Annotated in this window: 23 protein-coding genes and 1 pseudogene; 13 read left to right on the top strand and 11 right to left on the bottom strand. The window is 38.2% G+C overall.

All coding sequences use genetic code 11. From position 1 onward, the window contains the following. Nucleotides 1–309 precede the first annotated feature (309 nt). Both RGB74_RS16530 and RGB74_RS16525 read left to right on the top strand, forming a co-directional pair. Complete coding sequence (locus tag RGB74_RS16530) at nucleotides 310–2,070, top strand: ABC transporter ATP-binding protein (protein WP_310760385.1); 1,761 nt, start codon at nucleotides 310–312, stop codon at nucleotides 2,068–2,070. 2 nt (nucleotides 2,071–2,072) lie between these two features. Continuing rightward, nucleotides 2,073–4,100: an ABC transporter ATP-binding protein gene (locus RGB74_RS16525; RefSeq protein ID WP_310760384.1), complete on the top strand. Its 2,028-nt coding sequence runs from the start codon at nucleotides 2,073–2,075 to the stop codon at nucleotides 4,098–4,100. A gap of 78 nt (nucleotides 4,101–4,178) precedes the next feature. Here RGB74_RS16525 and RGB74_RS16520 read toward each other — a convergent pair whose 3' ends face one another. Next, entirely contained in the window at nucleotides 4,179–4,331 is a 153-nt protein-coding gene (locus RGB74_RS16520) for a hypothetical protein (protein ID WP_310760383.1), read from the bottom strand. A 165-nt stretch (nucleotides 4,332–4,496) separates the two neighbouring features. On the opposite strand from RGB74_RS16520, the pseudogene RGB74_RS20175 reads away from it, so the two are divergent. Together RGB74_RS20175 and RGB74_RS20170 are read left to right on the top strand one after the other, a co-directional pair. Then, a pseudogene (locus tag RGB74_RS20175) lies at nucleotides 4,497–5,045 on the top strand (protoglobin domain-containing protein); the annotation flags it as partial. A 240-nt stretch (nucleotides 5,046–5,285) separates the two neighbouring features. Next, nucleotides 5,286–5,807: a methyl-accepting chemotaxis protein gene (locus RGB74_RS20170; RefSeq protein ID WP_396136075.1), complete on the top strand. Its 522-nt coding sequence runs from the start codon at nucleotides 5,286–5,288 to the stop codon at nucleotides 5,805–5,807. A gap of 23 nt (nucleotides 5,808–5,830) precedes the next feature. On the opposite strand, the gene RGB74_RS16510 is transcribed toward RGB74_RS20170, so the two are convergent. From RGB74_RS16510 to RGB74_RS16495, 4 genes are all read right to left on the bottom strand, one after another. Then, nucleotides 5,831–6,175 (bottom strand): protein YmzB, encoded by a 345-nt coding sequence (locus RGB74_RS16510; RefSeq protein ID WP_310760381.1) that lies wholly within the window; start codon nucleotides 6,173–6,175, stop codon nucleotides 5,831–5,833. Between the two features lie 96 nt (nucleotides 6,176–6,271). Beyond that, a complete protein-coding gene (locus RGB74_RS16505; protein ID WP_310760380.1) occupies nucleotides 6,272–6,796 on the bottom strand; it encodes a GDYXXLXY domain-containing protein in 525 nt (174 codons plus the stop codon). After that, on the bottom strand, nucleotides 6,789–8,027 hold the full coding sequence (locus RGB74_RS16500; RefSeq protein ID WP_310760379.1) for a DUF2157 domain-containing protein: 1,239 nt from the start codon (nucleotides 8,025–8,027) through the stop codon (nucleotides 6,789–6,791). Before RGB74_RS16500 ends, RGB74_RS16505 begins: the two co-directional genes overlap by 8 nt. Before the next feature lie 196 nt (nucleotides 8,028–8,223). Further along, entirely contained in the window at nucleotides 8,224–9,003 is a 780-nt protein-coding gene (locus RGB74_RS16495) for an SDR family NAD(P)-dependent oxidoreductase (protein WP_310760378.1), read from the bottom strand. 139 nt (nucleotides 9,004–9,142) lie between these two features. On the opposite strand from RGB74_RS16495, the gene RGB74_RS16490 reads away from it, so the two are divergent. Then, entirely contained in the window at nucleotides 9,143–10,660 is a 1,518-nt protein-coding gene (locus RGB74_RS16490; protein WP_310760377.1) for an aldehyde dehydrogenase family protein, read from the top strand. A gap of 37 nt (nucleotides 10,661–10,697) precedes the next feature. On the opposite strand, the gene RGB74_RS16485 is transcribed toward RGB74_RS16490, so the two are convergent. Further along, nucleotides 10,698–11,033, bottom strand: a complete 336-nt coding sequence (locus RGB74_RS16485; RefSeq protein WP_310760376.1) for an ArsR/SmtB family transcription factor — start codon at nucleotides 11,031–11,033, stop codon at nucleotides 10,698–10,700. 151 nt (nucleotides 11,034–11,184) lie between these two features. Here RGB74_RS16485 and RGB74_RS16480 point away from each other — a divergent pair, with 151 nt between their 5' ends. Beyond that, nucleotides 11,185–11,376 (top strand): alpha/beta-type small acid-soluble spore protein, encoded by a 192-nt coding sequence (locus tag RGB74_RS16480; RefSeq protein ID WP_310255488.1) that lies wholly within the window; start codon nucleotides 11,185–11,187, stop codon nucleotides 11,374–11,376. Nucleotides 11,377–11,443: 67 nt separating this feature from the next. Beyond that, complete coding sequence (locus tag RGB74_RS16475; RefSeq protein WP_310760375.1) at nucleotides 11,444–11,689, top strand: hypothetical protein; 246 nt, start codon at nucleotides 11,444–11,446, stop codon at nucleotides 11,687–11,689. Between the two features lie 35 nt (nucleotides 11,690–11,724). Here the strand turns inward: RGB74_RS16475 and RGB74_RS16470 are convergent, their stop codons facing one another. The 4 genes from RGB74_RS16470 to RGB74_RS16455 all read right to left on the bottom strand — a co-directional run bounded on the left by RGB74_RS16470 (nucleotide 11,725) and on the right by RGB74_RS16455 (nucleotide 15,586). Further along, nucleotides 11,725–12,378 (bottom strand): amino acid ABC transporter permease, encoded by a 654-nt coding sequence (locus tag RGB74_RS16470; RefSeq protein WP_310760374.1) that lies wholly within the window; start codon nucleotides 12,376–12,378, stop codon nucleotides 11,725–11,727. Next, nucleotides 12,371–13,153 (bottom strand): transporter substrate-binding domain-containing protein, encoded by a 783-nt coding sequence (locus tag RGB74_RS16465; protein ID WP_310760373.1) that lies wholly within the window; start codon nucleotides 13,151–13,153, stop codon nucleotides 12,371–12,373. Before RGB74_RS16465 ends, RGB74_RS16470 begins: the two co-directional genes overlap by 8 nt. A gap of 315 nt (nucleotides 13,154–13,468) precedes the next feature. Continuing rightward, nucleotides 13,469–14,566, bottom strand: a complete 1,098-nt coding sequence (locus RGB74_RS16460; protein WP_310760372.1) for an ABC transporter ATP-binding protein — start codon at nucleotides 14,564–14,566, stop codon at nucleotides 13,469–13,471. Between the two features lie 129 nt (nucleotides 14,567–14,695). Then, the gene (locus RGB74_RS16455) at nucleotides 14,696–15,586 is read right to left on the bottom strand and encodes a PucR family transcriptional regulator (RefSeq protein WP_310760371.1); all 891 of its coding nucleotides are present in this window, start codon (nucleotides 15,584–15,586) and stop codon (nucleotides 14,696–14,698) included. Nucleotides 15,587–15,714: 128 nt separating this feature from the next. Here RGB74_RS16455 and RGB74_RS16450 point away from each other — a divergent pair, with 128 nt between their 5' ends. From RGB74_RS16450 to RGB74_RS16425, 6 genes are all read left to right on the top strand, one after another. Beyond that, nucleotides 15,715–16,326, top strand: a complete 612-nt coding sequence (locus RGB74_RS16450) for a polysaccharide deacetylase family protein (RefSeq protein WP_310760370.1) — start codon at nucleotides 15,715–15,717, stop codon at nucleotides 16,324–16,326. Nucleotides 16,327–16,596: 270 nt separating this feature from the next. Further along, complete coding sequence (locus tag RGB74_RS16445; protein WP_310760369.1) at nucleotides 16,597–17,301, top strand: Dph6-related ATP pyrophosphatase; 705 nt, start codon at nucleotides 16,597–16,599, stop codon at nucleotides 17,299–17,301. 76 nt (nucleotides 17,302–17,377) lie between these two features. After that, nucleotides 17,378–18,514, top strand: coding sequence for a DUF445 domain-containing protein (locus RGB74_RS16440; protein ID WP_310760368.1), 1,137 nt, complete (start codon nucleotides 17,378–17,380; stop codon nucleotides 18,512–18,514). Between the two features lie 50 nt (nucleotides 18,515–18,564). Continuing rightward, nucleotides 18,565–18,933: a YlbF/YmcA family competence regulator gene (locus RGB74_RS16435; protein ID WP_310760367.1), complete on the top strand. Its 369-nt coding sequence runs from the start codon at nucleotides 18,565–18,567 to the stop codon at nucleotides 18,931–18,933. A gap of 165 nt (nucleotides 18,934–19,098) precedes the next feature. Further along, the gene (locus RGB74_RS16430) at nucleotides 19,099–19,950 is read left to right on the top strand and encodes a Cof-type HAD-IIB family hydrolase (protein ID WP_310760366.1); all 852 of its coding nucleotides are present in this window, start codon (nucleotides 19,099–19,101) and stop codon (nucleotides 19,948–19,950) included. 302 nt (nucleotides 19,951–20,252) lie between these two features. Next, complete coding sequence (locus RGB74_RS16425; protein ID WP_310760365.1) at nucleotides 20,253–21,737, top strand: aldehyde dehydrogenase family protein; 1,485 nt, start codon at nucleotides 20,253–20,255, stop codon at nucleotides 21,735–21,737. Between the two features lie 371 nt (nucleotides 21,738–22,108). Here RGB74_RS16425 and RGB74_RS16420 read toward each other — a convergent pair whose 3' ends face one another. Further along, on the bottom strand, nucleotides 22,109–22,543 hold the full coding sequence (locus RGB74_RS16420) for a GNAT family N-acetyltransferase (RefSeq protein ID WP_310760364.1): 435 nt from the start codon (nucleotides 22,541–22,543) through the stop codon (nucleotides 22,109–22,111). Between the last annotated feature and the right edge of the window lie 28 nt (nucleotides 22,544–22,571).

Genomic DNA, 22,571 nt, shown 5'->3' with positions numbered 1-22,571 from the left:
TAGGATACTTTCCGCATTTTTTTGCCCTTTCTTTATACATACTTTCACGCAGGTCACATCCAATCGTGACGTGTGTTTTTTATTGTCTTTTAGAGCATATCGCCTTCGAGTGGTATGCTTTTTTATTTTTCTGGATTGTTAAAAGGGAAAGAATTCTCTTTTTCAATAGATATAAAATTGAGGAGGAAATCAGATGAAAAAAGACATGTTAATGGTGTGGTTAGAACGCAAGGCTCATACACTTTTTGGGTAGCTCGTTAAACAAATGTTTAATAAAAACAGACAGAGAGATCGAGAGGAGAGATTAATATGTTTTCAGTTTTAGGTAAGCTTTCGTGGTTCTTTAAAGAACATTGGAAGCGATATACGGTAGCGGTTGTCTTGCTTACGTTTGTTGGGATTCTTGAAGTGATTCCTCCGAAACTTGTAGGTAATGCGATTGATTCCATTCATATGGGAACGTTTACGAAAGAAGAGATGATGCAGAAGCTAGGTATTTTCGTTGCTGTGCTGATCGGCATGTATATTTCGATGTACATCTGGCTGTTTCAGCTGTTCGGAGGCGCCCAGATTCTTGAACGAACGATGCGTTCGAAATTTATGAGACATCTGTTGAAGATGACACCGACTTTCTTTGAAAAGAATAGAACAGGCGACTTGATGGCTCGTGCAACAAACGATTTGAAAGCGATTGCGATGACAGCAGGATTTGGTATTTTAACGCTTGTTGATTCAAGTCTATTTATGCTTACGATCATATTTGTGATGGGGTTCATGATCAGCTGGAAGTTAACGTTTGCAGCACTTATTCCATTACCGATTATTGCTTATATCATTAAAAAGTACGGAAAAAAAGTGCATGAACGTTTTACAATTGCACAAGATGCGTTCGGTGACATGAACGACTCTGTTTTGGAAAGTATTCAAGGTGTTCGTGTAATCCGAGCTTATGTTCAGGAAGAAGCGGATGTTGCCCGTTTTAATCAAGTAACTGAAGATGTATATGAAAAGAACCTCGCTGTATCAAGGATTGATGCACTTTTTGAACCGACGATTAAAATCCTTGTCGGACTGAGTTACTTGATAGGTCTTGGGTATGGAGCATACATGGTGTTTCACAATTCGATCACACTTGGAGAACTTGTAACCTTTAATGTTTACCTCGGTATGCTAATCTGGCCGATGATTGCAGTAGGCGAATTAATTAACGTAATGGAGCGTGGAAGTGCTTCACTCGACCGTGTAAACGAAACATTGGCTTATGAGCCAGATGTAAAAGATGGAGAAGATCTTGTGCCATTGACGGATCCAGGAACTATTAAATTTGAAGATGTATCTTTCCGTTATCCTTCATCAGAAGTAGATAACCTAAAGAATATCGATGTAACAGTTAAAAAAGGAGAAACGTTAGGAATTGTGGGTCGAACCGGAAGTGGAAAAACAACACTTCTCAAACAATTGTTAAGAGAGTATCCAGTAGGAGAAGAGGGCAAAATCAGCTTCTCGGGTGTTGATATTGAGGACATCGCATTACAGGATCTTCAAGGCTGGATCGGTTACGTGCCACAAGATGCAATTCTTTTCTCAAAAACAGTTAAGGAAAACATTTTGTTCGGCAATAGCGGAGCAGATGAAGATAAGCTAAACCACGTTTTAGAAATGGCTTCCTTTAAAAATGATGTACAGTACTTGCCAGAAGGTTTAGGCACTCTTGTTGGTGAAAAAGGTGTGGCACTTTCAGGCGGTCAGAAACAGCGTGTTTCGATTGCGCGTGCACTGTGCGTGGACCCTGAAATTTTAATTCTTGATGATGCACTGTCTGCAGTTGATGCAAAAACAGAGACAGCAATCATCTCAAATATTCGAAAAGAACGAGCTGGTAAAACTACTTTTATCACGACTCACAGATTATCTGCTGTTGAACATGCGGACTGGATCATCGTTATTGATGACGGGAAAATTGCTGACCAAGGCAGACATGAAGATTTGATAGCTAAAGACGGCTGGTATAAAGAGCAGCATGAACGCCAGCAGATTGAACAAAATTTAAATGACAATAAGGCGGTGTAGCCATGAACGTTGGAAAACGCCTGTTTCAATACGCACTTCAATATAAGAAGCATTTCATCTTAGGTTTGCTCATGCTTACAGTGGCAATAACAGCAGAGTTAACAGGACCTTTTATCGCAAAAACAATGATCGATAAACATATTCTTGGGATCGAAAAACCATGGTACCAAGTTGATGGAGAAGAAAAATCAGCTGCGAAGTACGAAGGAAACTGGTATAAACGAAGTGATCATTTTGATCCAGGAGAAGATAAAGGAAAAACAATCAGAGTAATTCAGGTTAAACGAGATTATTATGTAATTGATCAGCCTATCTCTTTTGACGGCGACCGATCCATTAAGGGCGGGGAAGTCGTAATTTCATATAAAGGAAAGACGAAAGCTTATCAAGCTGATAAGTTGAGTGTAAGTGAGACATTTGGATTTTATAAGCCGGAGGTCTCGGGTATGATGAAACTGATGATGCTGTACTTAGGATTATTAGTCCTTGCAGGTTTCTTCCAATACGGTCAGCGTTATATGCTGCAGCGATCATCAAATCTCGTTATTAAAAAGATTCGTCAGGATGTGTTCGCACATGTTCAGCGTGTAGCGATTACGTATTTTGACAATCAGCCGGCAGGAAAAATCGTATCGAGAATTACGAATGATACAGAAGCAATTAAAGAACTTTTTATTAACGTACTTGCAAACTTCTTCACAGGAATCATTTATTTAACCGGAATATTTACAGCACTTTTCTTGCTTGATGCGAAGCTTGCAGCAATTTGTTTAGTTCTTTTACCAATATTAGTTGTTTGGATCGTGGTTTATCGAAAATTTGCATCACATTACAATCACAAGATTCGTTCGACGCTCAGTGATATTAATGGGATGATTAATGAATCTATTAATGGAATGCCGATTATTCAGGCCTTTAAAAGACAAAGAGAGACAACTGAAGAATTTGAAACAATGAATAAAGAATATTTTACATTCCAAAATAAATTATTGAGCTTGAATGGTTTAACAGGGCACAATCTTGTGCTTTTGTTGAAAAATCTCGCTTTCATGGCGTTTATCTGGCACTTTGGAGGTCAGTCACTCGGAGTAGGTTCCGTTATTTCCATCGGTGTTCTTTATGCGTTTGTTGACTATTTGAACCGTATGTTCCACCCGGTGACAGGGATGGTCAATCAGCTTGCACAGCTTGAGCAGGCACTTGTTTCGGCAGAGAGAGTGTTTGTACTGATGGATGAGCCAGGTCAGACAGTTACGGAAAACGAGATCGACCGTTATAAAGGTAATGTGGAATTTAAGGATATTACTTTCAGCTATGTAGAGGGAGAGCCTGTTCTAAAAAATATTACTTTTAATGCGAACCAAGGAGAAACGATCGCATTAGTCGGACACACAGGATCAGGAAAAAGCTCGATTATGAATCTGTTGTTCCGCTTTTACGATATTAAGCAAGGGAAGATCGTGATCGATGGAACAGATATCATGGAATTATCCAAACAAGAACTTCGTCAGCATATGGGGATTGTTCTTCAAGATCCGTTCTTGTTTACTGGAACGATTGCTTCAAATGTAAGTTTGGATAATCCTGAGATAACGAGAGAACAGGTCGAAAAAGCTTTAACAGATGTAGGTGCGATGCCGTTCATAAATAATCTGCCAAAGGGATTAGATGAACCGGTAATAGAAAAAGGAAGTACGCTGTCTTCTGGTCAGCGTCAGCTGATTTCATTCGCTAGAGCACTTGCTTATAATCCTGCTATTCTCATTCTGGACGAAGCAACAGCAAGTATTGATACAGAAACAGAGGCAGTAATCCAGGATGCACTTGATGTCTTGAAACGCGGGCGTACGACTTTCATCATCGCTCACAGACTTTCAACAATTAAGAGCGCAGACCAAATTCTCGTTTTAGATCGAGGCATGATCGTAGAACGCGGAGATCATAACGATCTAATGGAGCAAAAAGGCCGCTACTACCAGATGTATCAGCTTCAGCAAGGCAAAACAGAAAAAAAACGCGCAGTGAGTTAATAGGGATTAAAAAAACAGGAGCCTGATAGGAGCTCCTGTTTTCTTATTGATTGATAAACGGCAAATCTCTTCGTCGGTTTATCCTTCTTCTTTATTTTTCTTGTCCATTTCATCATTTTGCTTACCGTCATCTACTCCGTTATCTTGATCAACACCATCACCACAAGCAGTTAATCCACCTAAAGTCATCATCGCAGCTAGTGTACCTGCAACCCATCTCTTTTTCCACATGTGAACCACTCCTTACTTTTTTTGATTGTTGATTTTCACTTACTTAAAGATACCCAAGATGCGCCAGATAAAACCAGAAAGCGGCAAAAAGTGATAAAAGTCACATCATTGTTACAAAAATTAGGATAGTGTTAAAGAAGCAATTAATAGGAAGAAGGCATGTAAATGGGGTCTCTGTTAAACCTTTTTATAAAAAAAGAAGAGGAAGATTTGTTTTTTGTTTCAACTGAATATGAAAAGAAGGTGAAGGTTCATTTACCCGCATCAAGTGACTGGCATAAGCAATTAAAAATGATTTCAATGACGAAAGAAGATCTAGTGATTATTAAATCGCTGCAGCCTTTAATTAAAGAAAATATCGAGCAAATTGTTTCTCAGTTTTATAAAAATATAGAATATGTACCAGGTTTGCTTGAAATCATTCAAAAGCATAGTTCTGTGGAACGTTTGAAAGTTACATTAATGAGACATATTCATGAGATGTTCAGTGGAGTTATTGATATGAAGTTTATTGAGCAAAGAAGAGTGATCGCGCATATCCATTTTAGAATCGGTTTACAGCCAAAATGGTATATTTGTTCGTTTCAGGATATGCTTTTATCCATGTTATCTATTTTCGATGACAGAATAAGAGATAAGGAAGAGTATCAAAGAGCTGTAAAAGCTGTGACAAAAATACTCAATTTTGAACAGCAGCTTGTTCTGGAAGCATTTGAGGCAGAACAAATTAAAGAGCGGGAGCGACATGAAGAACAAAAACAATTGATTATTCAATCCGTTGGAAACTCCGTGGATGAATTAGCTAGTATTTCGGAAGAGACGAGTGCAGCGCTTCAGGAATTATCCTCAAAAGCTGATGAAGTTGTTGACTTTGCGAAAAATAGTGCCGATTCTGCGAATGAAGTAACACATCAATCCATAGCAGGTAAAAGCAAACTGGACGGCCATCAGAAAATGATCTATGAAATAAAAAAACAATCAGAAATAATTACCTCTGACTTATCAAAATTAGAAGAAGCTGCACATAAAATTAATGATGTGGTAAGTATAGTAACCGGGATTGCTGAACAAACCAATCTGCTTTCGCTCAATGCAGCCATTGAAGCTGCTCGGGCAGGGGAGGCTGGAAGGGGTTTTTCGGTTGTAGCACAAGAGGTACGCAAGCTGGCAGATCAGACGAAAATATCAGTTTCTGGTGTTTCAGAGCTTGTTATAAATACGGAATTCAGTATTAAAGCCGTCTTAGATTCTGTGAATAAAATCCATTATATTGTTAATGAAAGTGTAACTGAATCTGTTACAATATCCAATTTCTTTGAAACGATTTTGAAAACGATGGACGATAGCAATAAAAAGAGTATCGCACTTGAAAAAGAAGTAGAAGTAATGGCTGAAGTAATTGAAGAATTAACGAAGGCGGTAGGTCAGATTGCCGTTTCTGCTGACAACCTGACAGATACTGCTCATAAGATCTAACAGGAGAAAAGAGCTGGTATTATTCAGCTCTTTTCATTATTGTGAATAACATATTGAGCACGGCTTGTTTCAAATGACACAATATCATCATCCAGACGAATATCATTGATTCCATCGATAGGAATTTCATAAAGGACAGCTGGAAGTTCGATTTCAGACCCTTCTTCTCTGGCATAAGCGGTTCCGTGTAAAAACAAGATGTTGTCACCCAAATAGTCGTCTTCTGCATTTCTTTGTTCGAATGTTGCTTCATTTAGAGAAATTCTAATTTCATCAATATCTCCAGTTTCTTCTTTTCGAATGGCGATTTGTCTGCCAGACCAACGGTTAATTATATCTTTAAGTTCGATTATTTTTGTATCAGACATTGTTTTCACCTCAATATAAATCTTCCCGAAATCGATAAACTTAAACCGAAGAAAAAAAGCCCCTTTACGAAGAGGCTTTTCAAAATTAGGGGTTTATTAGGGGGTTAGTGAGAGTATTTTACTCGCCCCCCAAGGAGCAACGCCGATTGTTACATCCATATCACTAGCTTTTTCTTCTAGATTTTTCCCTGTGTTTTCCTGTACATAATATCGTTCAAACCCATACGTTAGCTGTAGCTGATCTGCGGATCCATTACCGATCCAAACGCGGTCAGCTCTTGCATTTAGTATTACTTGATTGCCAGAAGCTTCAGGTTTATTTGGATACACACCGGAAACGCCGTAATAGCCATCTTTGTTTTTTTCTAATAAAACATAAACATGACTCTGTCCTCGATTTGATAAATCTTCTTTACCATGCCATTCAGAAATTGGAACGGTGCTGATATCAAAATTAAGCGTTACATAATCCCCGTATAGTATGTCCGTCGGGTCAATAGGTTCGGTCTTGATTTTTATTTCCTTTCCAATATAATCAATGCTGTAATAGCTTCCAGCAATGAAGAGGAGAAATAAAACCTGCAGGGCAGCAGCAATCATCCAGCCTCTTTTTTTACTCATTGTGCGGCCCTCCATTTTTCAATATTTGTTTTTTCTTTCGCTGTAAAAATGCGTTCAGAATAAATAGAAGGATTCCACCAAGCAAAAAGAATATTGATTTTGGCATAAAAGCCCATGCCAGATTGAAATAACCCATTAAACAAACAAGCATGAACAGAACAATTCCGAGATTGATCTGCTGCCGATTTTCATTCTTAAATCCTTTTGCCAACATCAGTCCTGAATAGGTGAACATGACAATTAGATAAAGAAGTCCTACGAACAGCGGATCGGCAACCTTCATTAAATAAAAGAAAGGTACAAAGATCAGCAGCTCCCAAAAATGCATATATAAGCTTTCACTTCTTTTTGCATAAAGTGCAGCAGCAAATAGAATAAGAAAGCCTGGGAGATAAAGAGCTGTTTTAGGTAGATCGAAATCTGAGAAGAACTCATTTGTCATTGATAAATACAAACCGTAAGCAAATGCAAAACCGATAAGAGTGCCAATGCGATTAAACGCTTGTTTAAATACTGATTTCTCGACCCATAAACCTGCAGTATATAATGCTAATCCAAACAGGAAGAACCAGAGAAAATTAATTTCTTCTGTTAATAAGAACATAAGTACTTGTGCGCTTAATCCAATCGTAAATAAATTTGCTTCAAGTCTTCGCGGGTATAAAAATAGGTAGCCTCCGATACTCACTAAAAAAACAAGAAATAATAAATAACTGAAGTTTTCATAATTGCTTATGCTGTATAATTGTCCGCCGATTGTAATTACAGCGAGAAGGAGGAAAAAGATTTTTTTTCGATCACGAAATAAATAATAGATGGCTGGTAAACTCCAGAATACAAAAAGCTGAGCATCTACTGCTGAAAGGTGGAACGTCTGTCCTAACAGAATAATGCTCGCTCCAAATGAAATGATTCCGAGAAAGTTAAAGGATGTACTGAGTGAATTATTGCCTTTTTTAGCAAACACCTCGCCGGCAGTGTAAAAGCCTGTCATGATTACGAGTAAGAGAGCAAGTCTTGCAAGCGGAGGTATTTCACCCCAGTTAGAAGCAATGAATGATAAAATACCAATTCCGATGAGTATACTTGCTAAAATGGGCAGTACACGACTGGGTTTATTTTGTTCAATTGTGTTTGGATAACGAGCTACCAGTAAATCGAGCTGTTCAGATGTAATAATCTTTTCATCTACCCATTTTTGGCCATCACGTTTCATCCATTTTTGATTCATAATCTCCCCCCCTCAACTTATGTATATGTTACAATGTTCAAACTCATAAGTAATAAAAAAGTTCTCTGTTAGTGTAATATTACACTAATCTTTTTTTTGAATCAATCTTAAATTCATATAAGAAAATGAGCTGAATCATAAAGGATATCAGCTCATTTTTATTTTTATTTTAGGCAATAATCTCTTAGGAACAGCCTTATTTTTTATCTTGTACATAATGGACGATGTTTAATACAGCCTTGCGGGGAAGGAATCGAACAAGCTGGGCTAAAGCCTTATTTTTAAAGCCTGGAATAGAAATATGCTTTTCATTCATAAGTGCTTTATAGCCGGTAAGTGCTACTTCATTTGCACCCATAGCACCCGATTGAAAAAGACGTGACTGTTCAAGGCTAGCTCGCTTTTCAAAATTCGTTGATGTTGCTCCGGGACATAAAGCGGTTACGGTGACATTTGTATTTCTTAATTCGTAACTGATTGCTTCCGAGAATGAGAGAACATAGGCTTTTGTTGCATAGTAAACAGCCATTAATGGACCAGGCTGAAAAGCTGCTGTAGAAGCTACGTTCAATATTTTCCCGCTGTTTCGTTTAATCATGGCTGGGAGAAGCTGTTTTGTTAATGTAGTTAAGGCCATGATATTTACTTGCAGCATATCTTTTTCTTCTTTCCACGATGTTTCTTCAAAAGAGCCATATGCTGCAAAGCCTGCATTGTTAATTAGAACATCGATCTGAATATTTTTTGCCATAAGCTCTGCTGTTAATTCTTCAGCACTATTCGGTAAACTCAAATCTTTTGCGAGTACAGTTGCCTGGATGCCATGCTTAGCTCTTAATTCATCAGCTATTTCTTGCAGAACTGCTTCGTTTCTTGCATTAAGAACAATATGGTAATGGTCTTTAGCAAAGAGTTTTGCAAATTCTAATCCAATTCCGCTTGAAGCACCAGTTATTAATACAGTTTTATTATTCATAAGGTACATCCTTTCAGTTGTGTTCATATGTTTAAGTATATCGACATATTATCATATTTATAAAAATTAATAAACAATCTAAATAAAAAAAGGTATGATGTAAGAAATGTAAAGACTATATAAAGGAGGTGCGCAATTGATGAAAAACGTATTGATTGCAAAACATCCAGCTACGGGAGAAACGATAGACCAATGGCTAGAAACAGATGTAAAGCAAGTTCCCGAAATATATGAGAAGGCAAAATCAGCTTTTGCGTTTTGGTCTTCACGAAACTTGGAAACGCGCCTGGCTTATATTACCAAAATGAAGCATTATTTACTTGCGAATTTGGATGAAATCGTTGATGAAATTTGCTCTGCGACTGGAAAAGTAAAAACGGAAGCTTTAACTTCTGACATTATGCCTGTAATTGATATCTTACAGCATTATGAAAAACGCGCACCAAAAGTATTGAGAAGAAAGAAAGTACCGACACCATTGCTTTTTGTAGGAAAGTCTTCTTACGTGGATTATTTTCCTTTAGGTACCGTTTTAATCATATCTCCTTGGAATTTTCCGTTTCAGCTTTCGATGACACCTGTCATTTCAGCAATAATTGCTGGAAATTCGGTAATTTTAAAACCTTCGGAAGTGACACCAACAATTGGACTTTTGATCGAAAAGATAGCGAGAGAAATTAATCTCCCTAAAAATGTTCTTCAAGTTGCACATGGCGGGAAAGAGCTGGGGCAAGCATTAGCAGCAGGAACACCTAATCATATTTTCTTTACAGGATCAGTTGAGACAGGAAGGAAAATTGGTGTTGAAGCGAGCAGGCGTTTAATACCATGCACCTTGGAGCTTGGTGGAAAAGATCCGATGATTGTTTTTGAGGATGCACCCTTAAAAAGAGCCGTGAATGGCGCGGTGTGGGGGGCTTTCACAAATGCAGGCCAAGTGTGTATGTCGATTGAGAGAGTATATGTTCAGCACGCGATTTATGGAGAATTTATTGACCGGCTCGTAGAGGAAACGAAAAAGTTAAAGATGGGTGAAGATATAGGCTCATTGACGTTTGCTGGCCAAAAAGAAGTGATTAGAGATCATATTTTAGATGCATTAGAAAAAGGAGCGCTCTTACTTACTGGGAAACATCCAGATAAATGGGAAGACAGTATGTATCTGGAGCCAATGATCTTAACAAATTTAACAGATAAGATGAAAATTTTAAAAGAGGAAACATTCGGTCCTGTTATGCCGGTCATCGCTTTTGAAAGGGAAGAAGAAGCGATTCAAATGGCAAACAGCACTAACTTTGGATTAAACGCCAGTGTTTGGACGAAAGATAACGATCGTGCTAATCGAACTGTATCTAAGTTAATAACAGGTAACGCTGTTATTAATGATGTAATGATAACCGTTGTAAATCCTCATCTGCCTTTTGGTGGTGTAAAGAATAGCGGAATCGGAAATTATCATGGTGATGAAGGATTAGTTACATTCAGCAGACAAATGTCTGTTATGAAGGATCCGGGTTTTAAGCAAAATGAAATCAACTGGTTTCCTTACAAAAATAAATACGATAAAGTTAAATTTCTTATACAGGCTTATTATTCGAATAAAAAAGAAATGGTCTCACTTGTTCGATCAGCTTATAAAAAGTTTAGACAAAAATAAAAGCGATTCAGCTTTAAAGCTGAATCGCTTTTCTCATCTAAAGAATACATTCATCTTCAATAATGTTAATCAATTGTTTAAGCTGTAATACGGTTTGGTCGAGCGTTAAAAAGTAAAAGATTTCTTTCCCTTTTTTTTCTGTTCCAACGATTCCAGCTTCTCTTAAAATTTTCAAATGGTGAGAAACTGTCGGACGAGACATAGGAGAAGCATTTGCGATATCAGTAACATTCATTTTTTCTGTTTCAGCTAATACCAAAACAAGATCCTGTCTGACGGGGTCACCGAGAGCTTGAAATAAGGGAATAGTTTTTCTGAACATATTTACTGCATAGTCATTCGACATCATTTCACCAACTTTTATGCCATTCAATTATCTATCTTTACTATAAATCAGTATAAACCATTCGTACAATTTTTTAACAGCGTAAAATTGTGTGGAAAGTACTCTATAAATTGCCAGGTATCTATACGCATACAGGTTTTATGAAGTATACACAATATGTACAAGGAGGTGAAACACAATGGCAAGACGTAATAAATTAGCGGTACCTGGTGCACAGCAGGCTATCGATCAAATGAAATATGAAATCGCATCTGAGTTCGGTGTAACACTTGGACCAGACACAACTGCACGTGCAAACGGATCTGTCGGCGGGGAAATGACGAAACGTTTAGTAGCAATGGCACAACAACAATTAGGCGGATCTCGCTAAACTCTATAAACATGGCTGTAAAAGGGGTGGAATAATCCACTCCTTTTTTAGAAGGAGGGAAACAATCATGGGCATGTGTCCAGTATGTAATAACTTTCATACGATCAATGTCCGCTGCCCGGAATGCGGCCGCTCTGTAACAGATCAAGGGAAGATCAGTGATTTCTTTGATGATTATAGTGCTTATATGGAAGTGGATGAGCTTAAATTAGAAGATGGTTACAATCAAGATTTTAAGGAAAGCCAATGTCCTCATATTTTTTATTGCGATTCCTGCCATCAAGAGGTGATGTTATTTATTGGTGAATGGTAAAAAAACTTCACATCCTGCAAATTAGGACGTGAAGTTTATTGGCTTAATCTTATACGTTTTTCCATGATGATTCGTAACCAATCCAATAATGATGTTAAGATCCAATATATGACTGCGGCTTCAAGTAATACCGGGAGCACAATCAATTGTGATGCGCTGATCTGATCAGCCATTAATGTTAGCTCAGGTACTGTGATCACAGATGCCATTGAGGATGCTTTAACAATATCAATTAATGAATTCCATACTGATGGAATTGAAACTCTCCAGGCTTGCGGCAAGATAACTTCTTTATAAGTGGTGAACCGGTTCATTCCGAGTGAATAAGCAGCTTCCCATTGTCCTTTTTCTATCGACTGAATAGCTCCCCGGTAAGACTCCGCGATATAAGCACTGAAATGCAAAATTAATCCAGCGAGTGCAGCCTGCCATCCTTCAGGTACATATAAAAAAGTAAATCCGTTGTATAAAATAAGCAATTGAATTAATAATGGCGTTCCCCTAAAAAATGATATATACCACTTTGCGATACCTGATAAAAATTTAATAGAAGACATACGGCATAAAGCGATGACTAATCCAAAAATAAGAGCTCCCAAAATGGAAACAAGACTAATGACGATAGTAAAAACAGCTCCCTCCAGCAAATAGGGGAGGGAGTTGATCAAGATATCAGCAAGCTTATTCACTTACGTCTTCTCCAAAATATTTTTTAGAGATTTTTGCTAAAGTGCCATCTTTCTTCATATCTTCAAGAGCCTTGTTTACTTTCTTGACTAATTCTTTATCATCTTTTCGGAATGTAAATGCCATTTTATTTTTATTGAAAGGCTCACCAACCGCCTTCACGTTATAATCTGTTTTCTTCAATTCAGTTAAAATAAACAGCTGGTCGTTCATTGCCGCATCAACACGGTTAACGTCTAAGTCTGATAGTACTTGAGCGATGCCTTTGTAGTACTTTGTTTTTGCTCCAGCTTCTTCAGCTACTTTTGCATAGTTGCTTCCTTGTGTCGTACCAACCGTTTTCCCCTTGATGTCGTCAATTCCTTTTATGTCTTTATTGTCTTTGTTGACGATTATTTGTCCACCGGAAACGGTATAAGGTGTTGAAAATTCATATTTTTGTTTTCTTTCGTCTGTTACGGTTACTTGGTTTGCAACAACGTCAAAACGCTTAGAGTCCAAGGAAGTAAACATGTTCTTCCACTCTGTAGCAACGAACTTTGGTTTCATATCTAGTCGTTTTGCTACTTCTTTTGCTACTTCAACATCGTATCCTGTAATGTCGTTAGTTTTTTTATCACGGTAAGAAAATGGTGGGTATGTAGCTTCAGTACCAATCGTTAAAACGTTTTTATCTTTATCACTACCCGTGTTTTTAGACTGATTTGATGTACCGCAAGCTGATAAAAGTACAGCAGTTAAGGCAAGTGCGATAAGTGATTTAATTGTGTGTTTCAAATAAACTTCCTCCTTATCGGATTTAATCCGACAAATTTTATCTGTTTTATTGTATTAAGGTTGGTGCATTAAGTCAATCATTAAACATTTTCCCCGATATAGAGAAAAATAACAGAAAAAATTAAAATGAGAAATTGTGCCTGACTGCATAGAAAAAAGCCCCTGAAAATTAATCAGGGACTTTCGTCCTAGGTTTAATTACACTTTAAGAAATTATTACTTGCTAACATGATGTTCATCTACGCAGTGACAAGTTTAGGTCTAAAGTATAGGTGCAACTAAGGTTGACTGAACCTAGCGTCAATTAAGTTTTCTTTAACGTATGCGAATTTCAGTTTCTTTATCGAAGAAGTGTGCTTTATTCATATCAAATGCAAGGGAGATGCTTTGGCCGTTGCGGATATCTGTGCGCGAGTCAACACGCGCGATAAAATCTTGTCCGCTTACAGTTGAGTAAAGGAACGTTTCAGCTCCCATCAATTCTGCTACATCAATTTTTGCTTCGATTCTTGTATTAGCAGAAGACTCAAGGAATACAGGCTCATCGTGAATGTCTTCTGGACGAATTCCAAGAACGATGTCTTTGTTAGCATAGCCTTTGTCACGCAGCACTTTCATTTTTCCTTCTGGAATCGCGATTTGAGTATCACCGATTTTAAAGAATCCATCTCCAAGCGTACCGTTAAGGAAGTTCATTGCCGGACTTCCGATAAATCCGCCTACGAAGATATTTTCAGGTGTGTCATAAACTTCTTTCGGTGAACCTACTTGCTGGATGCGTCCATCTTTCATAACAACAATACGTGTAGCCATTGTCATTGCTTCTGTTTGGTCATGTGTTACGTAGATCGTCGTTGTTTGCAGACGCTGATGAAGTTTAGTAATTTCAGCACGCATTTGTACACGAAGTTTTGCATCCAGGTTGGATAAAGGCTCATCCATCAAGAACACTTTTGCATCACGAACGATAGCACGTCCTAGTGCAACACGCTGACGCTGTCCGCCTGATAAAGCTTTTGGCTTACGATCTAAGTATTGCTCGAGACCTAAGATTCGCGCTGCTTCTTTTACGCGTTTGTCGATCTCATCTTTGCTGAATTTACGAAGCTTTAGTCCAAACGCCATGTTGTCATAAACGTTCATATGCGGATATAGGGCATAGTTTTGGAAAACCATTGCGATGTCACGGTCCTTTGGTGCAACATCATTTACGACACGCTCGTCGATTACAAGCTCTCCTTCAGAAATTTCTTCTAGTCCTGCGATCATACGAAGTGTAGTTGACTTACCACAGCCGGATGGACCAACAAACACGATGAATTCTTTGTCCGAAATATCAAGGTTAAAATCATGAACTGCTGTTACTTTGTTGTCATATCGTTTTACGATGTTGTTTAACTTAATGCCTGCCATTTTATAATCCCCTTCCGTAATGTAAACGTTTTCTTGATGTTTTAAGTTTACGGGTTCACATGCGCTGCGTAAATGGACGACATGACTAAAATAAAACAGTCTCTTTATGCATGTTGCACAAAAAGACTGTTATTGGTCCTTATTTTGTTCCAGTGAGAGAATCGCCATATAAACAGTTAAAGCATTTTTAAATTGCTTAACATCGATTCCGGTTTTATCAAAAAATTTATCTACCCGATATTGAAGGCTATTTCGATGAATGTATAATTTTTTGGCTGCAAGTGAGATATTCATATTGCATTCAACGAACACCTTGATGCTGCTTAGTGTTTCTTTGTCTTCATTCATCCATTCTGCGAGAGAACTTTGTAATGTTTCTAGCAATTGGGAACTGGAATCTTGAAGCAGCAATAACGGAATGGCATCAGCTGTCGTGTATATGGACTTAGGCGGCAGATTGTTTTTAATCAGCAAAAATTGTGCACGTTCACGCTCATAAGTTTGTTTTGCATTAGTCTGCTCATTATTATAGGAACCTAAATAAATGTTTAAGTCGATGTAGAAATCCGTAGACAGCATATCCTTTAATGCTTCATAAGGGGTATCGTTCACATCTTGTTTTGATGTTTCAATGATCACGCCGCTTAATTGATCTTCATTTAATAAAAGGACAGTCTCATCAGGGAATAGTCCGTTAACTGCTTCTGAAAAAGCAAAATAATCGGAGACAGGCTGCTTGCTGAAAAAGTGGATATACCGATAAAATTCAATGGTTTCATTTATTGTTCGTCCAGAAATAAGATCTTTCCACTTTTGCTGTGCAGTTGAGTATGTGATGGATGTTTCTACTTTATAGTTTTCAAACATGGAAGATAATAGTTTTAGCTCAGAATCAGATAAAGTAGAACGTCTAATGCCAAACGGTTCACCTGCATGAGTAATAAACCAAACATAATCAGTTTGATGAACTAGGTTCGTTGTTATAGAGTCTTTATAATGTTTCTTTAATTTGTTAAGCATCTGTTTCGTGTCCTTTCCAGGGAAAGCTTGTTATTATTATAGCAATAAATATGGAAGATACTAAATGAATGAAATGAAAAGAGGCGTGGTCTATGAAAAAGTGTCCGTGAGTAACAACGGGTACGGTCGTGTACGACTGGCAAAATAGTGATATTTGGACGAACAGAAAAGATTGGAATCAAGAGCACTCATCAAAGTCTATCATCCTGACATTTGACGATGGACCTTCTTCTGTTTTAAGTGATATATTAGATATTTTAAAAAAACATAATGTTAATGCACTGTTTTTTTGGCAGTCCCGTTTGCTTTATAAAGAGCGGCCATGGAAACGAGTAATTAACGATGGCCATATGATTGGCGGTCATTCATTAAGACATCGGGATTTGACGAAGCTAAGTATGGATCAACAGTTTCAAGATATTAATAAAAATAAGATGCAAATCAGTCAATTGACGGGCCAGCCTATGATGTATTTTAGACCGCCATTCGGCCAGTTTAATGAAGATACAATCCAAGTTTTGAAATCGCTGGATCTCGTTCCATTTTTGTGGGAAGTAGCAGGTCTTGATTGGGAGCATAAAGATCATCCTGATCACATTATTCATAACGTTATCAATCATGTAAAAGATGGATCAGTCATTTTGCTGCATGAGCTTAGGCAGACTGCGGCTATTTTGGATGATTTAATTTCCGAACTAAAAGCAGAAGGATATTCTTTTGAATTGCCGCCATTGAAATAGTCATATAAGGCAAGGGGATAGAGGGGATAAAACAAAGCTCGCAGAATGCGAGCTTTGTTTTATCCCTATTTATTTGTGTATTTCTAGTGAATGCAGGTGTTGAGGAATAATCGAGCATGATAAAGAGATTATACTGAAATCAGTACTCCTGCAGGTATAAAAATGAGCAAGTTAGTAAGAGAGAAGAACAAAAACGGTGAGGGAAATAAATTGTTTGGGGTCAGTCCCCCCATTATACTGGTAATAAGTGAAGGTGAATCGGAGGGGCTTATGAAGAAAAAGATTGTTGTTTCATTCAGTGGTGGAAAAGACTCGATGTTAGCTTTACATAGAATTCAGAAATCCGGAGAATGGGAAATCGATTCTTTATTAACAACCTTGACGGAGAACTATGATCGGACGACTATGCATGGTGTCCGTAATGAGCTTTTAGAATGGCAAGCAGAATCTCTTGGCATTCCTTTAAGAAGGGTGTGGATTCCGCAAGATTGTTCAAATGAAACATATCAGCGAAGAATGGAAGCAGCGGTAAATAAAATAAGAGAAGATGACATCACACATATTATGTTTGGAGATATTTTTCTGCAGGATGTTAAAAAGTATAGAGAAAAGATGCTTGAAGGTACCGGTTTGACACCTGTTTTTCCTTTATGGAAAGTTGATTCTTCAGCGTTAATAGATGAGTTTCTGACTGAAGGGTTCAAGACAGTTTTATGTTGTGTGGATACTCACAAGATCGATCAGTCTTTCGTAGGCAGAGTGATGGATCAGTCCTTCATTGAAGACTATCCAAAGGAACATGACATATGCGGAGAGAACGGAGAGTTTCATACATTTGTCTTTGGTGGCCCATCCTTTTCATTCCCTGTTCATTACAAATTAGGTGAACATAGAATGGCCAAAGATATGTATACAGGTGAAGATCGGTTCTTCTATGTGGATCTTATTCCTAACGTTAAGAAGATATCGATTTAACGGTACGAAATTGCTAGCCACTTTCTAAATAACGTATACTAGAAAAATAGAATATGAAGTAATGGAGAGAAAATAGATGAATATATGGCTTTCATTAACGATTATGGTCGTAGTAGGAGCTTTCATTGGCGGACTGACTAACTTAATTGCAATCAAAATGCTGTTTCGACCGTTTAATACGTTATATATAGGAAAATTCAAAGTGCCTTTTACACCTGGACTTATTCCGAAACGCCGGCATCAGCTCGCCGTTCAGTTGGGGGAAACCGTAACCAAACATCTTCTGACAGCTGAGGGTGTACAAGGGAAAATCAATGATTCTGCTTTTCGTGAAGAGATATTGATGTGGGTTCAAAGCGAAGTTCAGCTTTTTTTACAAAGTGAGATCACAATTAATGATCTGCTGAAAAAAGATTTCGGTATTGATGATGTTCAAGGACAGATTCAAACGACAACTGAAAAATGGATCGAAAGCCGAATGAAAAAACTGTTGGATGCAAACAATGAAAAAGGAATTAAAGATGTTTTGCCAGAAAAATTTGTTCTTGCTGGGGAAAAAAAGATTCCAGAAGCAGCAGATTGGTTAATTACAAAAGGGATCATCTATCTGGAGAGTACGGAGGGCAAGAAAGCTTTAACTACTGGTATCGATGCCTTTTTAATGGACAAAGGCATGCTGGTTAACATGGTATCGATGTTTTTCGGGAATGTTAGTCTTGCTGAAAAAGTACAGCCCGAGCTACTTAAATTCCTGCGCCACGAAAATACACGAGACACGCTTATCAATGTATTGGAACAAGAGTATAAAGTGTTCATGGAAAAAAGGATGGACGAGGCAATCAGTCTGATGAATGTTCCAAATTTAACAGCAGGGCTGGCCAAAGAAATCACGCTTCAGCTGCCGATTGAAGAATATTTAAATACACCGTTAAGTACGTGGGCAGATGCGATCGAAAACTGGGTTGTGAATGATTTAACACCTAAAGCTGTATCAGCAGGCATGAACATTTTTGTTGAACGCCTGGATGTATTGCTTGAAAAAATGCATCTCGCAAAAATTGTTGAAGAGCAAGTAGAGACTTTTTCACTCGAGCGTTTAGAAGAAATTATTATCTCGATTGCCAATAGTGAGCTGAAGATGATCACATGGCTTGGAGCCCTTTTAGGCGGAATAATTGGCCTGTTCCAAGGTATCCTTGTACTATTTTTGTAGAGTCTGTTATAGTGGGTACCGTAGTTTAATTCATGGGAGGTTTTATAACAATGGCAAATGTATATGATGTTGCTTACGATCTAGAAAAAGCATTAAGAAATAGTGATGACTTTCAAGCTTTGAAAAAAAACTATGATGAAGTGAATAATAGCCCGGAAACGAAAGTGCTTTTCGATAAATTCCGTGACATTCAAGTCGCTCTTCAACAAAAACAAATGGCTGGTCAAGAAGTGACTCAAGAAGAAGTTGAAGAAGCTCAAAACTTATTCGCAGAAGTTCAGCAAAATCAAACGATCTCTCAATTGATGGCTGCAGAACAGCGTATGAGTATGATCATCAACGAAATCAATAAAATCATTACTAAACCTTTAGAAGAGCTTTATGGTCCAATGGTAGAAGAAAATGAACCTCAACAATAAATGATTTTAAAAGTCTCTGTTTCTTTGTAAACAGGGGCTTTTTTTGTTTGTGCTTTTTTTGCTTTTCCCATAAGTTGTAGGCTTGTCAGCGTTCTAAAGCATGTTTGATGCTCATAGACTTATTTCGAGTCTTTATACTTTTTCGCATTAAAAGGGGGGAGCATCATGGTATACCGATTACTGGCGATTGACATCGACGGAACCCTACTGCGAAGCAATTTCCGTATCGACAGGGAAACGAGAGAAGCCATTGATTATGTACAGAAAAAGGGTGTGTATGTAACACTTGCTTCAGGAAGGAGCTTTCCATCCACACAGAAAATCGCCAAGGCATTAAAAATCAATAATTATCTTATCAGTCATAATGGCGGTTTTATGGCATCATCACTTGATGAACCAATATACGAAAACAGATTATCTGTAGAAGATACGTACAGGATTGTAGATGTTTTAGAAAACTATGAGTGTCATATGCGCGTAGTTCATGAAAGATTTTCAGTTGGAAATCAGCTAAAACAAAAAAGCCAGCTTGTTGCGAAATTAACGTTAAGTACGGGTGATCCGCTATTTTATCCTGTTTCTTTTACGGAGAATCTTGGAGACCATGTATTATCACAAGAAATTTCTCCGCCAAAAATTGATGTGCAATTTTTTGATGAAAAAGAATGTGAGTCTGCCCAAAAATATTTAAAAGAACAAATGCCTGATTTTGAATACTCGGCATCTACGAAATGTAACTTAGAAATCACTGCGAAAAAAGTAACAAAAGGGAATGCACTTCGATTCCTCGGTGAAAAATTAGGAATTGCACCGAGTGAAATGGTAGCGATCGGGGATTCTTATAATGATTTGGAAATGATTGAATTTGCGGGTCTTGGTGTAGCCATGGCGAATGCGCCAGAAGAGGTAAAACGAAAAGCAAAATGGATTACACGAACGAACGACCAGCTCGGTGTTCCTTACATGGTAAAAGAAGTATTCCGAAAGCAAATGCGTTTCCAAACACTTAAAAGATAGTGCTTTTATAAAGTATAAGTGCTCTTCTTGGACGATCAAGTCCGGGAAGAGTATTTTTCTTTTTAAATGGAGTTTTTAAACAGGGGAATAAGTGCGCCATACGGAATTTATGCGCGCGATACGAGAAATGTGCGCGCAAATAAATCATCAAAGAGAACGGATTTCCTAAGTTTCCGACATCATTTTGTGTGAATTTGTCAAAAAAGTTTCAATTATATTACAAATGTAGAATATGAAAGGGTTTTCATGAATCGTGGCGAATAATATTTATGTAAGATTCACTTTGTAAAGGGAGGATTCAAATGGAAAAAACATTAGACCTACAATTAAAACCAAAGGTGGCCGAGTTCCTTAATGGGACAAAAAAACATTTTATCAATGGAGAATGGGTCAGTTCAGCAAGCGGAAAAACATTTGAAACAGTAAACCCTGCAACTGGAGAAGTACTTGCGGTTGTATCTGAAGGTGGAAAAGAGGATATCGATAAGGCAGTTAAAGCTGCTAGACAAGCATTCGATACCGGATATTGGTCAAAAATGCCTGCGTCTAAACGCAGTTATTTAATCTACAAATTAGCTGATTTAATGGAGCAAAATAAAGAAGAACTCGCACAATTGGATACTCTTGATAACGGAAAGCCGATCGGAGAAACAACGAATGCTGACGTTCCGTTAGCAATCGAACATTTCCGTTATTATGCAGGATGGTCAACTAAAATTGTTGGACAAACAATTCCAGTTGCAGGAAGTTTCTTCAACTATACTCGTCATGAAGCTCTTGGTGTAGTTGGACAAATTATTCCTTGGAACTTCCCGCTTTTAATGGCAGCATGGAAGCTTGGAGCAGCACTTGCTACTGGATGTACAGTAGTATTAAAGCCTGCAGAGCAAACTCCTCTATCTGCACTTTATTTAGCGCAACTAGCACATGAAGCAGGATTCCCTGAAGGTGTGTTAAACGTTGTAACGGGTGCTGGTGATACAGGAGCAGCTTTAGTGGATCATCCAAATGTGGATAAAATCGCATTTACGGGTTCGACTGAAGTCGGTAAGCTGATCATGCGCAACGCTTCAAATTCATTAAAGCGTGTTACGCTTGAGCTTGGTGGAAAATCTCCGAATATCATTCTTCCTGACGCTGACATGAGCCGTGCCGTTCCTGGTGCATTAAGCGGAATCATGTTCAACCAAGGACAAGTTTGCTGTGCTGGATCCCGTCTATATATCCAGAAAAAATCGTTTGATAATGTAGTAGCAGACCTCGTGTCTCATGCTAAAAAGATCAAACAAGGTCCTGGATTAGATCCTGAAACGAATATGGGGCCGCTTGTATCACAAGAGCAGCATAATCGTGTTCTTAGCTATATCCAAAAAGGTAAAGACGAAGGTGCAGAACTTCTATCTGGAGGATCCGTTCCTTTTGATAAAGGATATTTCGTAGAACCTACCATCTTTGCTGATGTTGATGATAAGATGACAATCGCAAAAGAAGAAATTTTTGGACCAGTTGTAGCTGCAATGCCATTTGATGATCTTGACGATGTAATTGCTCGTGCAAATGATTCGGAGTATGGTCTTGCGGCAGGTCTATGGACTGAAAACTTAAAGACAGCTCACTATGTATCTAACAAACTTCGTGCAGGTACAGTTTGGGTTAACTGCTACAATGCGTTTGACGCTGCATCACCATTTGGCGGATACAAGCAATCTGGTATCGGCCGTGAGATGGGCTCTTATGCATTAAACAACTACACTGAAGTGAAGAGCGTGTGGGTAAACCTAAAATAAACATCTTGCTTTTACGGGGTCACAATTGATCGGAAAATAAAAAAGAACCGGGTGCTTGATCCAGCATCCGGTTCTTTTGTTTGTTAATTGATGAGCAGCGAATCTCTTCGTCAGTTTTGTCTTCTCGGTGCTCATGTAGGAGAACTATGCTCCTGCGATTACTCGTCGCAATTTGTAGTGTCCTTGCGAGCTTTGCTTATCACTCCGCGCCTCGAAACCTTCATTTCCTCGACCTTTTTGCTTCTGAATCTACAAATTCGATGTTAATTGATGAGCTTCGAATCTCTTCGTCAGTGACGAGCAAAACTTGCACGAAAACTTCGAGTTGCACCGAGTATTCGCAGGTGCATTGTCTTCTCGGTGGTCTTGTTTTAAAGCATCACTTTTATAAAACGCAGTCCTGTATCATCGTAATCTAGGCTTCGGTAAAATTCGTGTGTATCTGTGCGGTGTTTTCCGCTGTTAAGCAAAATAGCGGTACAACCTTGTTCTTTGGCCCATTCTTCTCCATAGCGAACAAGTTGTTTGCCGATTCCGTTTCCACGGAATTCCTCACTTACTACGAGAGCGGAAATTCTCGCATAGCATCCATTTTTTTCGAAATAAATCCCTTTTGTTAAACCGATCATTCCGATGACTTGATCGTTAATACAGGAAACAAAACATGCATAATCTTGATTTGGGAGAAGGGTTTCTAATCGTTCAGTCATTTCCTCAGGAACAGTTGGATATCCGAGTTCCCCCATTAAGTATGAAAGTTCATAACTGTCTTCGTATCTAGCTTCTCGAATGATCACTTCACTCATTGTTTTTTCCCTCGTTTCCATAGGTTTC

This window comes from Bacillus sp. NEB1478 (genome assembly GCF_031582965.1).
Taxonomy (GTDB): domain Bacteria; phylum Bacillota; class Bacilli; order Bacillales; family Fictibacillaceae; genus Fictibacillus.
The sequence above is the reverse complement of the archived record's forward strand: the minus strand, read 5'-3'. Positions and strand labels throughout refer to the sequence as shown.